The organism is Pseudomonas sp. Tn43 (assembly GCF_014192635.1).
In the GTDB taxonomy this organism is placed as follows: Bacteria; Pseudomonadota; Gammaproteobacteria; order Pseudomonadales; family Pseudomonadaceae; genus Aquipseudomonas.
This window is the reverse complement of sequence record NZ_JACHYG010000005.1, coordinates 204217-217222: the sequence shown is the minus strand read 5'-3', so window position 1 is coordinate 217222 and position 13006 is coordinate 204217. Positions and strand designations below refer to the sequence as shown.

General features: G+C 59.9%; 7 protein-coding genes and 2 pseudogenes. 4 read left to right on the top strand and 5 right to left on the bottom strand.

The features are described 5' to 3' along the window. Positions 1–236 precede the first annotated feature (236 nt). Entirely contained in the window at positions 237–1721 is a 1485-nt protein-coding gene (gene putP, locus FHW68_RS15480; RefSeq protein WP_095633519.1) for a sodium/proline symporter PutP, read from the bottom strand. A gap of 460 nt (positions 1722–2181) precedes the next feature. Between putP and putA the strand changes: the two genes are divergently transcribed. After that, on the top strand, positions 2182–6135 hold the full coding sequence (gene putA, locus FHW68_RS15475) for a trifunctional transcriptional regulator/proline dehydrogenase/L-glutamate gamma-semialdehyde dehydrogenase (RefSeq protein ID WP_183681135.1): 3954 nt from the start codon (positions 2182–2184) through the stop codon (positions 6133–6135). Positions 6136–6382: 247 nt separating this feature from the next. Beyond that, positions 6383–8185, top strand: coding sequence for an acyl-CoA dehydrogenase (locus tag FHW68_RS15470; RefSeq protein ID WP_183681133.1), 1803 nt, complete (start codon positions 6383–6385; stop codon positions 8183–8185). Between the two features lie 131 nt (positions 8186–8316). Here the strand turns inward: FHW68_RS15470 and FHW68_RS27540 are convergent, their stop codons facing one another. From FHW68_RS27540 to FHW68_RS15455, 4 genes and pseudogenes are all read right to left on the bottom strand, one after another. Next, positions 8317–9048, bottom strand: a complete 732-nt coding sequence (locus FHW68_RS27540; RefSeq protein ID WP_371916222.1) for a methyl-accepting chemotaxis protein — start codon at positions 9046–9048, stop codon at positions 8317–8319. Between the two features lie 135 nt (positions 9049–9183). Further along, positions 9184–10221 (bottom strand): annotated as a pseudogene (locus FHW68_RS27535) (cache domain-containing protein); the annotation flags it as partial. Positions 10222–10366: 145 nt separating this feature from the next. Beyond that, on the bottom strand, positions 10367–10669 hold the full coding sequence (locus FHW68_RS15460; protein ID WP_008071056.1) for a cell division protein ZapA: 303 nt from the start codon (positions 10667–10669) through the stop codon (positions 10367–10369). Continuing rightward, the gene (locus FHW68_RS15455; protein ID WP_183681129.1) at positions 10666–10896 is read right to left on the bottom strand and encodes a hypothetical protein; all 231 of its coding nucleotides are present in this window, start codon (positions 10894–10896) and stop codon (positions 10666–10668) included. The genes FHW68_RS15460 and FHW68_RS15455 overlap by 4 nt, the downstream gene beginning before the upstream one ends. 208 nt (positions 10897–11104) lie before the next feature. On the opposite strand from FHW68_RS15455, the pseudogene FHW68_RS27530 reads away from it, so the two are divergent. Both FHW68_RS27530 and FHW68_RS27525 read left to right on the top strand, forming a co-directional pair. Beyond that, positions 11105–11941, top strand: a pseudogene (locus FHW68_RS27530) (MCP four helix bundle domain-containing protein); the annotation flags it as partial. Then, positions 11924–12796, top strand: coding sequence for a methyl-accepting chemotaxis protein (locus FHW68_RS27525; protein WP_409258758.1), 873 nt, complete (start codon positions 11924–11926; stop codon positions 12794–12796). The pseudogene FHW68_RS27530 and the gene FHW68_RS27525, both read left to right, overlap by 18 nt. Positions 12797–13006 lie beyond the last annotated feature (210 nt).

Sequence of the window (13006 nt, the reverse complement as noted above, 5' to 3'; positions counted from 1 at the left end):
TTTGCTACAGACATTCCCTGCAAAAGTAGTGTGTTGCAGCGGGTGGCCTCTTCGCGGGCAAGCCTCGCTCCTACAGTTCTGCGGTGGATCATGAATCCTGTAGGAGCGAGGCTTGCCCGCGAAGGCGGCATCAAAAACATCAACCCCTTCCCCACAAACCAAAAAAAACGGCCCGCCTCCAAAGGAAGCGGACCGTTTTCATGTAGCCGAAGGGTCAGAGCATCAGCTCATCCCCATCACTTGTTCAGGCGGAAATCTGCCTCGGCAGCCGCAAAGCGCTGAAGCATGCCGTGAGTCGGCGTGCCCAGCTTGCTGACGATGTAGATCGCCAGGCTGGCGAAGATGAAACCAGGAATGATTTCGTACAGGCCCAGCAGTTCGAAGTGTTTCCAGACGATCACGGTGATCGCGCCGACCAGGATACCGGCCAGTGCGCCGTTGCGGGTCATGTCTTTCCAGATCACGGAGATCAGGACAACCGGACCGAACGCAGCACCGAAACCGGCCCAAGCGTAGCTGACCAGACCCAGTACACGGTTTTCCGGGTTAGCCGCCATCGCAATGGCGATCAGGGCAACCAGCAGCACCATGGCGCGACCGACCCAGACCAGTTCAACCTGGGAAGCGCTTTTACGCAGGAAGGTTTTGTAGAAGTCTTCGGTCAGGGCGCTCGAGCACACCAGCAGCTGGCAGCTCAGGGTACTCATTACCGCCGCCAGAATGGCCGACAGCAGTACACCGGCAACCCACGGGTTGAACAGGATTTTGGCCAGTTCGATGAATACACGCTCGTGGTTTTCACTCACTGGCATTGCCACGGCAGGGTTTGCCGAGAAGTAAGCGATGCCGAAGAAACCTACAGCGACCGTACCGCCCAGGCACAGGATCATCCAGGCCATGGAAATGCGACGCGCCTTGGCAATCGACTTGACCGAATCCGCCGCCATGAAACGCGCCAGGATATGCGGCTGGCCGAAGTAGCCCAAGCCCCAGCCCATCAGCGAGATAATGCCGACGAAGGTGGTGTTTTTCAGCATGTCGAAGTTGCTGGCGTCTTGCGCTTCGATGGCCAGGAACGTGGTATCGATGCCGCCGGTCGCCAGCAGCACAATGATCGGCGTCAGCAGCAAGGCGAAGATCATCAATGTGGCTTGTACGGTGTCCGTCCAGCTCACTGCCAGGAAACCGCCGACGAAGGTGTAGGCAATCGTCGCCGCAGCACCGGCCCACAGCGCTGTCTCGTAAGACATGCCGAAGGTACTTTCGAACAGACGGGCGCCGGCCACGATGCCGGAAGCGCAGTAGATGGTGAAGAACACCAGGATCACCACCGCAGAGATAATCCGCAGCAGGCCGCTTTTATCTTCAAAACGGCTGGAGAAATAATCCGGCAGGGTCAGTGCATCGCCGTTGTGCTCGGTCTGCACGCGAAGACGGCCGGCGACGAACAGCCAGTTCAGGTAAGCACCGATGATCAGGCCGATAGCGATCCAGCTTTCGGAAAGACCGGACATGTAGATAGCGCCTGGCAGGCCCATCAACAACCAGCCGCTCATGTCGGAAGCACCGGCAGAGAGTGCGGTCACGACGCTGCCCAGGCTACGACCGCCCAGAATGTAGTCAGAAAGGTTGTTGGTGGAGCGATAGGCCATGAAGCCGATCAGCACCATTGCTGCGATGTAGATCACGAACGTGATCAGGGTTGGATTGCTTACGCTCATTGAGTTACGCCCTGGCATTGTTTTTATGTAACGGCGGCTGGTGAACCGCTCGCAAACGACGACGTTTGACAGACGATCCGGATCCCGCGCATTTATGACTGATGTTTCCCCAGGAAAGCCATCAGCCGGCACACCGGTTTTTCGACCGGTTGCACCTTGGCCGCGAATGCTATTCAACATTGCAAATAAGGTGCAACCAGTTTCGTACGAATAAGTTGCACCTAGTCGGATTTTTCTTACAAAGGGTCGATTTTGCTCCTTTTTAGGGCGTTTTTCCGGTTGCACTAGAATTAAAAGCACCAAGCAGGCGCGGGAGGAGGCAGCAAAATCAGTTTCCTGACGAGCTGCTTATTATTCCGACAAAAAAAGGGTTGCACCCGGTTGCACCTCGACCGACGCACCGCTAATCTTGCCGCCAGCTGATGCCACGCGGTCGTGGCAAACATGAGGATAAAAAAATATGGCTACCACCACTCTTGGGGTCAAACTTGACGACCCGACCCGCGAACGCCTCAAGGCCGCCGCGACCTCGATTGATCGCACGCCGCACTGGCTGATCAAGCAGGCAATTTTCAATTACCTGGAAAAACTCGAGGGTGGTGCAACCCTGTCCGAGCTGAACGGTTTGAACGGCAAGGAAATTGACGAAGCGGGCGAGATCCATATTGATCACGCCCATCAGTGCTTCCTGGAATTCGCCGAAAGCATCCTGCCGCAATCGGTGCTGCGCGCTTCGATCACCGCTGCCTACCGTCGCCCGGAACCTGAAGTGGTGCCGATGCTGATCGAGCAAGCGCGCCTGCCGGCCCCGATGGCCGACGCCACTAACAAGCTCGCCGCCTCGATTGCCGAGAAATTGCGCAATCAGAAAAGCGCCGGCGGCCGTGCCGGGATTGTTCAGGGCCTGTTGCAGGAGTTTTCCCTGTCGTCCCAGGAAGGCGTGGCACTGATGTGCCTGGCCGAAGCGCTGTTGCGTATTCCGGACAAAGGCACCCGCGACGCGCTGATCCGCGACAAAATCAGCACCGGCAACTGGCAGCCGCACCTGGGCAACAGCCCATCGCTGTTCGTCAACGCCGCCACCTGGGGCTTGCTGCTGACCGGCAAACTGGTCGCCACCCATAACGAAGCGGGCCTGACCTCCTCCCTGAGCCGCATCATCGGCAAGAGCGGCGAGCCGATGATCCGCAAGGGCGTCGACATGGCCATGCGCCTGATGGGCGAGCAGTTCGTTACCGGCGAAACCATCGCCGAAGCCCTGGCCAACGCCAGCAAGTTCGAAACCAAAGGCTTCCGTTATTCCTACGACATGCTGGGTGAAGCCGCACTCACCGAGCACGACGCCCAGAAATACCTGGCCTCGTACGAACAAGCCATTCACTCGATCGGCAAAGCCTCCCACGGTCGTGGGATTTATGAAGGCCCGGGCATTTCGATCAAGCTGTCCGCACTGCACCCGCGTTATAGCCGCGCCCAGTACGAGCGCGTGATGGACGAGCTGTACCCGCGCCTGCTGTCGCTGACTCTGTTGGCCAAGCAATACGACATCGGTCTGAACATCGACGCCGAAGAAGCCGACCGCCTCGAGCTGTCGCTGGATCTGCTGGAGCGCCTGTGCTTCGAGCCGCAACTGACTGGCTGGAACGGCATCGGTTTCGTGATCCAGGCGTACCAGAAACGTTGCCCTTATGTGATCGACTACGTGATTGACCTGGCTCGCCGCAGCCGTCATCGCCTGATGATTCGCCTGGTGAAAGGCGCGTACTGGGACAGCGAAATCAAGCGCGCCCAGGTCGAAGGCCTGGAAGGCTATCCGGTCTACACCCGCAAGGTGTACACCGACGTGTCCTACATTGCCTGCGCACGCAAACTGCTGTCGGTGCCGGAAGTCATTTATCCACAGTTCGCCACGCACAACGCCCACACTTTATCGGCCATTTACCACATCGCCGGTCAGAACTATTACCCAGGTCAGTACGAGTTCCAGTGCCTGCACGGCATGGGCGAACCCCTGTACGAACAGGTTGTAGGCAAAGTTTCCGAAGGCAAGCTGAACCGTCCGTGCCGCGTATACGCTCCGGTTGGCACGCACGAAACACTGCTGGCGTACCTGGTGCGTCGCCTGCTGGAAAACGGCGCGAACACTTCGTTCGTCAACCGCATCGCCGACCAGTCCATTTCGATTCAGGAGCTGGTGGCCGATCCAGTGGCCAGCATCGAGCAGATGGCGACGCTGGAAGGCGGTTTCGGCCTGCCGCACCCGCGCATCCCGCTGCCGCGCGATCTTTATGGTGCCGAGCGCGCCAACTCCAGCGGCATCGACATGGCCAACGAACATCGTCTGGCTTCGCTGTCGTGCGCTTTGTTGGCCACCGCACACAACAACTGGAAAGCGGCGCCGATGCTCGGTTGCGCCTCCAGTAGCGAAACCCCGGCGCCCGTCCTGAACCCGTCGGATCTGCGTGACGTGGTGGGTCATGTGCAGGAAGCTACCGTCGAAGACGTCGACAATGCAATTCAGTGCGCCCTGAACGCCGCCCCGATCTGGCAGGCGACCCCGCCAGCCGAACGTGCTGCGATTCTGGAACGTGCCGCCGATTTGATGGAAGGCGAGATCCAGCCGTTGATGGGCCTGTTGGCTCGTGAAGCCGGCAAGACTTTCGCCAACGCCATCGCCGAAGTGCGTGAAGCCGTGGACTTCCTGCGTTATTACGCGGTGCAGGCACGCAACGATTTTACCAACGATGCCCACCGCCCATTGGGCCCAGTGGTCTGCATCAGCCCGTGGAACTTCCCGCTGGCGATCTTCAGTGGTCAGGTCGCTGCGGCCCTGGCCGCCGGTAACCCGGTACTGGCCAAACCTGCGGAACAAACCCCGCTGGTGGCGGCTCAAGCCGTGCGCTTGCTGCTCGAAGCCGGGATTCCGGAAGGCGTGTTGCAACTGCTGCCGGGCCGTGGCGAAACCGTCGGCGCCCGCCTGGTCGGCGACGATCGGGTCAAAGGCGTGATGTTCACCGGTTCCACCGAAGTCGCGCGTCTGCTGCAACGCAACATCGCCGGTCGTCTGGACGCTCAGGGGCGTCCGATTCCGTTGATCGCCGAAACCGGTGGCCAGAACGCGATGATCGTCGACTCCTCGGCGCTGACCGAACAAGTAGTCATTGACGTGGTGTCGTCGGCCTTCGACAGCGCCGGTCAACGCTGCTCGGCGCTGCGGGTGCTTTGCCTGCAGGAAGATTCCGCTGACCGTGTCATCGAAATGCTCAAGGGCGCCATGGCGGAATGCCGCCTCGGTAATCCAGAGCGTCTGAGCGTGGACATCGGCCCGGTGATCGACGCCGAAGCCAAGGCAGGCATCGAGAAGCACATCCAGGCCATGCGCGACAAAGGTCGCAACGTGTACCAGGTAGCCATCGCCAACACAGAAGAAGTCAAACGTGGCACTTTCGTGATGCCGACCCTGATCGAACTGGAAAGCTTCGACGAGCTGCAACGGGAAATCTTCGGCCCGGTGCTGCACGTGGTGCGCTACAAGCGCAAGGATATCGATCAACTGATCGGCCAGATCAACGCTTCCGGCTACGGCCTGACCCTGGGCGTACACACGCGCATCGACGAGACCATCGCCAAGGTGATCGACAACGTCAACGCCGGCAACATCTACGTGAACCGCAACATCGTCGGTGCTGTAGTCGGCGTGCAACCGTTCGGCGGTGAAGGCCTGTCGGGTACTGGCCCGAAAGCCGGTGGTCCGTTGTACCTGTACCGCCTGCTGTCGACGCGTCCTACCGATGCAATCGAAAAATCCTTCGCTCGGGACGATGCCGTCGCTGCACCGGACGTTCGTCTGCGTGATGCCATGAGCAAACCGCTGACAGCGCTCAAAGCCTGGGCCGAGAGCAACAAGCTCGCTGACTTGAGCACCTTGTGCGTGCAGTTTGCCGCGCAGTCGCAGAGCGGGATCACCCGTGTTCTGGCCGGCCCGACCGGCGAACGCAACAGCTACGCCATCCTGCCGCGCGAACACGTGCTGTGCCTGGCAGAGGTCGAAGGCGATCTGCTGACTCAATTGGCTGCGGTATTGGCCGTGGGCGGCTCGGCGGTATGGCCGGAAGGCGAACCGGGCAAAGCTCTGTTCGCACGCCTGCCGAAAGAAGTTCAGGCGCGGATCAAGCGGGTTGCCGACTGGACCAAGGACGAAGTGGTGATCGATGCGGTTCTGCATCATGGCCATTCCGACCAGTTGCGTGCGGTGTGCCAGCAAGTGGCCAAGCGTGCCGGGGCGATCGTTGGGGTTCATGGTTTGTCGCAGGGCGAGACCAACATTGCGTTGGAGCGTCTGGTGATCGAGCGGGCGTTGAGCGTTAACACTGCTGCGGCGGGTGGTAATGCCAGCCTGATGACGATCGGCTAAACCCTCCTCGTGATCGTTCCCACGCTCTGCGTGGGAATGCCTCCTGTGACGCTCTGCGTCACGCCGTTTGGGGACGCGGAGCGTCCCGGGCTGCATTCCCACGCTCTGCGTGGGAACGATCATGACCGTCCTCCCCAGCTTTATCCTTCCCTCTCGTTCTGCCTCTCCATCACGCTCATCAATCATCCTGTTCACCCCGCCCTTCCCACATCTAGACTCGGTCCATTCCAAAAAAAGGTAGGCCGCCATGTCCGAGACGTTGCTCAGTTCCCGCAATCTGGCTTTCGAGCTGTATGAAGTCCTTGATGCCGAAGGCCTGACTCAGCGTGAGCGGTTCGCCGAGCACAACCGCGAGACCTTCGATGCGGCCATCGGTACTGCCCGCAACATCGCCGAGAAGTTCTTCGCCCCGCACAACCGCAAGGGCGACGAGAACGAACCGCGCTATGAGAACGGTCAGGCAATTCTGATTCCGGAAGTGAAGCCGGCGGTGGATGCGTTCCTTGAAGCCGGTTTCCTCAACGCCGCGCGCAGTTTCGACGCCGGCGGCATGCAACTGCCTACGCTGCTGTCGCAAGCGTGCTTTGCGCACTTTCAGTCGGCCAACGCGGCGTCGACTTCTTACCCGTTCCTGACCATGGGCGCGGCGAACCTGATCGAAAGCTTCGGCACCGATGAACAGAAGCAGCGTTTCCTGCAACCGATGATCAACGGTCGTTTCTTCGGCACCATGGCCCTGACCGAGCCTCACGCAGGCTCCTCGCTGTCGGATATTCGTACCCGCGCCGAGCTTGCATCCGATGGCACCTACCGCCTCAAGGGCAACAAGATTTTCATCTCCGGCGGCGACCACCCGCTGTCGGAAAACATCGTGCACATGGTGCTGGCCAAACTGCCGGACGCGCCGGCCGGGGTGAAAGGCATTTCGCTGTTTATCGTGCCCAAGTTTCTGGTCAACGATGACGGCAGCCTGGGCAAACGCAACGACGTGTTGCTGGCCGGGTTGTTCCACAAGATGGGCTGGCGTGGCACCACTTCCACCGCGCTGAACTTCGGCGACAATGGCGAGTGTGTCGGCTATCTGGTGGGCAAGCCGCACCACGGTTTGAGCTACATGTTCCAGATGATGAACGAGGCGCGGATCGGCGTCGGCATGGGCGCGGTAATGCTCGGTTACGCCGGGTATCTGTACTCACTGGAGTACGCTCGCGAACGTCCGCAAGGCCGCGTTCCCGACAGTAAAGACCCAACCACCGCCCCCGTGGCAATCATTCAGCACGCCGACGTCAAACGCATGCTGCTGACCCAGAAGGCTTATGTAGAAGGCGCGTTCGACCTTGGTTTGTACGCGGCGCGACTGTTCGACGACACCACCACGCTTGAGACTGAAGCCGAACGCAAACAAGCCCATGAGCTGCTGGATTTACTGACGCCGATCGTCAAATCCTGGCCGTCGGAGTTTTGCCTGAAGGCCAACGAACTGGCGATCCAGATTCTCGGCGGCCACGGTTACACCCGTGAGTACCCGGTGGAGCAGTATTACCGCGACAACCGACTGAACCCGATCCATGAAGGGACTCACGGCATTCAGTCGCTGGACTTGCTGGGGCGCAAGCTGGCGCAGAACGGGGGCGCGGGGCTCAAGCAATTGATCCGTCTGATCGCCGACACCGCCGCACGTGCACAGACGCATCAATCGCTGACGCCGCTGCGTGAGCCGTTGGAGAAACTGGTGGCCCGCCTGCAAACCGTGACCATCGGCCTGCTGACCGATCTGGCCCAAGGCAAGGTCAATTGCAGCCTGGCGAATTCGGCGCTGTACCTGAAAGTGTTCGGGCATACGGTGATCGGCTGGCGCTGGCTGGAACAGGCGATTCGTGCCGAGGAAGGGTTGGCCAAAGGGAACTCGGCGGACGTGAGCTTCTATAAAGGCAAACTGCAGGCGGCGCGGTATTTTCTGACGTGGGAAGTGCCGGGTTGTCACCATGAGCTGGCGATTCTTGAGGCGCGGGATGATGTGTGTTTGACGATGCAGGATGAGTGGTTCTGACACCCTCTCACTGATCGTTCCCACGCTCTGCGTGGGAATGCCTCAGGGGACGCTCCGCGTTCCAATGGGACGCGGAGCGTCCCGGGCTGCATTCCCACGCAGAGCGTGGGAACGATCGGTCAACACAATTTTTAGCTGAGTTTGAAACTGCCCATCTGCCGCGCCAGATCATCCGCCAACCGCTGCAACATCTGACAATCCTCACGGCAAGCCCTGACTTCCCCCGCTGTCGCTCGAGCCAAATCAGAAATCCCCTGCACATTCCGGTTGATTTCTTCGGTCACCGCCGACTGCTCTTCCGTCGCCGTGGCTACCTGGTGGTTCATGTCGCTGATGCGCTCGACCTGTCCGGTAATCGCCGTTAACGACGCCCCGGTGCGCTGGCTCGACTCAACGCCGGTGCCGGTCGCCGCTTGTCCGGCGTGCATGGAAGACACCGCATTCTCCGCGCCCTGCTTGAGGCTGCCGATCATCTGCTGGATCTCGTCGGTGGACGCCTGAGTCCGCCGCGCCAATGTCCGCACTTCATCGGCCACCACGGCAAACCCGCGCCCCATGTCCCCGGCCCGCGCCGCTTCGATGGCCGCATTCAAAGCCAAAAGATTGGTTTGCTCGGAAATCCCGCGAATCACCGCCAACACTTGATCGATGGACGCCACTTGATGGGCCAACTCGCCCACCGCACCGGCGGCGATACCAATCTCATCGGACATGCTTTCGATATGCCGAATCGAGCCGCCCACGACTTCCCGCGCCTGCAATGCTTCATCCCGCGCGGTTTGCGAAGCGACGGCTGCATTGCCAGCGTTCTGCGCGATTTCCTGCACGGTCAGGCCCATTTCGTGAACGGCGGTGGCGACCATATCGGTCATTTCCTGCTGATGGCCCGAGCGTTCGGCCGTGTTATCCACCACACGCGCCACTTGGCCGACCGCCGTGCGCAAACGCTCACTGGTGGCCAGGACTTCGCCGATCATGTCGCGCTGACTTTCCAGGAAGCGATTGAAGCCACGAGCGAGGTCACCCAGTTCATCGGCGCGGCTGGAATCTAACCTGTGGGTCAAATCTCCACCACCGCTACCGATGGCAACCAACGCTGCTGTTACCTGACGAATCGGTCGCACCAATCCACGGGCCAGCAACACCACCAGCAACAGGCAAACCAGTGCCACCGCCAGACCGATGCCGCCGCTCATCCACATCGCGCGGCGGGCTTCGGCGTAGATCTGCGACTGTGGCACTTCGGCCACCAGGGTCCAGCCCAGATCACGTAGCGGCAGGCTCAGCGCCAGAAAATCTTCGCCATCGCGGATAAAACGGCTGGTGGCAAACGCGGTGGCGCCAGGGCGCTGCCCCATGACCGCTTGCGCCGCCGAAGCGCCGATTTGCTCGACCAGCGTGCGTTTGCCGCTGAACTGCGCCTGGGGGTGAACCTGGATCAAACCGTCGGAGCGCACCAGATAGACCTTGCCGCGCTCACCGAAATTGAAATCGTGGATCAGCTCCGACAGTTCTTTCATGCTCAGGCCCAGCCCGGCGACGCCCACGACTTTACCGGCCTGCTCGACCTTGAGGTCGATGAACAGCGCCAACTCGCCGGTGGCGGTGTCATTGTCGATATTGAGGGTGCGCGGCTGGTTGCTGTCGAGGAACGAATAGAACCAGGCGTCGTTGGGATTGGAACGGCTGAGCGTGCGATCCAGGCCTTTTTCATTGAAGTAATGGCTAGACGCGGCCCCGATAATCAGCGCGGTAAAGGCTTTATGCTCGGCGCGGATGCCTTCCAGATAGTTCACGAAGGTGTCGGTCTGGGCGCTGTTCTCGCCCCCGGCCAACCAGTCGCGCACCATGCTGTTACTGGCGATGTCCTTGGCGGCGGTGAGCGGTTGAACGAGGATTCGTTCGATGTCGTTGCGCATCGCCTCGATGCTCGACGGCAGCGCTTGTTCGACCAGATAGCGCTGGGCGAGGCGGTTGACCACGAGGGTATAAACGCCAACCACGATCAGAATACTGACCAGCAGGGCGGTGCCCATGCTCAGGATCAACTGCCATTGAATACTGCGTCGCCAGAACTGCATGGAGCACCCCCAAAGAATAAGAGGCTGAAACACTGCAACAGCCATGCCGATTGTATACAACGCAAACGACAATTTATTCTTTGGTTGTGCGCAAAGCTGATCAGGCCTGATTGATGGTCTTGGCGATCACTTCAACCGTGGCGCTGACTTGCTCTTGGTAACGGTCGAGTTCTTGCTGGTGACGCTTTTGCATTTCGATCTGCTGCGAACACAGATTCATCGCCGCCAGCACCAGCAAGCGGTCACCGATCAGCGTCGGGTATTTCTTTTTGGTCTCGGCCAGGGCGGCCTTCAACATTAAAGCGGCGTCCAGCAGGGTCTGCTCTTCCCCGGCCGGCGCCTTGATCGAATAGTCCTCCCCCAGAATCGAGACGACTTTTACCCCCGGGGCGCCATAACTCATGCGCTGACAGGGCCGGCGCTGACGCGCTCAACCAAGGCCTGAATACGTGCGGCAGTGGCGCCTTGTCTCTCTTCCTGTTCCATCAGGCTCAGTTGCAGGCTTTCGTTTTCATCCTTGACCTGGGCCAGTTCCGCGCTCAGGGATTGATTGGTGCCGAGCAGGCTCTGGTTCTGCTGCACCAGGTCGCTGACCAGTTGTTCCAATTGGCTTAGGGATGCTTCCAACATTTTGATTTTCCGGGCATTTTCAAAGGGCGCGTACGATAAAGAAAAGTCACCACTGACGCCAGGGTTATTCGGGCGCAAGGCCTTGATTTTGCTGGCGGGCGACCTTCCTCGCGAGTTTTAAAGACTGTGTTTGGCGGATCTGGTTCCTGCACTTCGTCGCCGCGGCCCTTGCGCGACAAAAACGCGCGCCGCTCAAGACTTTAGTCGTATGACCGATAAGTCATGCATACAGCAGTCTCAGCCCCGCACGGATGCGCTTTTTTCGGTGAACATCATGTCTTTACGAAACATCAATATCGCACCGCGGGCGTTCCTCGGTTTTGCCTTGATTGGCGGCCTGATGCTGGTTCTGGGTGTATTCGCGCTGAACCAGATGAGCAAGATTCGCGGTGCCGCCGAGCAAATCACCTCCAACAGCGTACCGAGCATCAAAAGCCTCGATGAGTTCACTCAGCTGACCCTGCGCCTGCGCGTGCTGTCTTATCGTCTGCTGGTGAACCGCGAGCCGGACGTCCAGCAGAAAACCATGGACCTGCTGGAAACCCGTAACCAGCAGATTCGAGCGGCTCAAGCCATCTACGAAAAACTGATCGCCAGCCCGCAGGAACGTGCGACCTATGATCAATATGTGCAGTTGCTGGGGCAGTATCGCCAGATCGAAGACCGGATGAAGAGCCTGTCGCGCAACAATCAGATCGACGAACTGCGCACGCTGCTCAATACCGATTTGCTGACGAACTCTGAAGCCGTCAACTCTGTGCTCAGCCGTTTGCTGGAGATCAACACTCAGCAGTCCCTCGACACCAATCAGCAAGCCGTCGACCAATACGCCTCGGCCTTCAACCTGACGGTGACCCTGCTGATCATCGCCACCGGCCTGACTTTGCTGTTTGCCTGGCTGCTGACTAACAGCATTACCAGGCCAATCGCCAACGCCCTGAGCGCCGCCGAAGAAATCGCCGAAGGCAACCTCACGCGCCCGATCACCGTCGACGGTAAAGATGAAGCCGGTCGTTTGCTGGCCGCGATGGCGAAGATGCAGGACAAACTGCGCGACACCTTGCAACAGATTTCCGGTTCGGCCACGCAACTGGCGTCCGCCGCGGAGGAGCTCAACAGCGTTACCGACGAAAGCGCCCGGGGCCTGACTCAGCAGAACAACGAAATCGAACAGGCCGCCACGGCCGTTAACGAAATGACCAGTGCCGTGGAAGAAGTCGCGCGCAATGCCGTGAGCACCTCCGAAGCCTCGAAAAATGCCACCACGTCGGCGGGTGACGGCCGTGACCTGGTGCAGGAAACCGTCAGTGCGATCGAGCGCATGAGCGCCGACGTGCAGAGCACTGCCACCCTGATCGGTGATCTGGCCAACGAGTCGCGCGACATCGGCAAGGTGCTGGACGTGATTCGCGGCCTGGCGGACCAGACCAACCTGTTGGCATTGAACGCCGCCATCGAAGCCGCCCGTGCCGGTGAAGCCGGTCGTGGTTTTGCAGTCGTTGCCGACGAAGTGCGTGCCCTCGCTCATCGCACCCAGCAGTCGACCAGCGAAATCGAACGCATGATCGGCAGTATCCAGAGCGGCACCGAACACGCCGTGGATTCGATGCGCAACAGCACCGAACGCGCCGAGTCGACCTTGAGCATCGCCCGTGGAGCAGGCCTGTCGCTGGATACCATCAACAGCGCCATCGTCGAAATCAACGAACGCAACCTGGTGATCGCCAGCGCGGCCGAAGAGCAGGCACAGGTGGCCCGTGAAGTGGACCGCAATCTGGTGAACATTCGTGACCTGTCGGTGCAATCGGCCACGGGTGCCAACCAGACAAGCGCGGCCAGCAACGAGCTGTCGCGCCTGGCGCTGGACCTGAACAACATGGTTGGGCGGTTTAGCCTCTAATCCTGTGGCGAGGGGGCTTGCCCCCGTTCGGCTGCGCAGCAGTCGTAGAATCCGGGGCCGCTGCGCGACCCAACGGGGGCAAGCCCCCTCGCCACAGTTATCTCATCCGGCTCATCGTTAAAAGCTTTTTGACAGCATCACATTTCAACAGGTTAGAATCGCTGGCACGCAGACTGCATGGTCAGTTTGTGCCCGCCTTTAGCTTTCTGG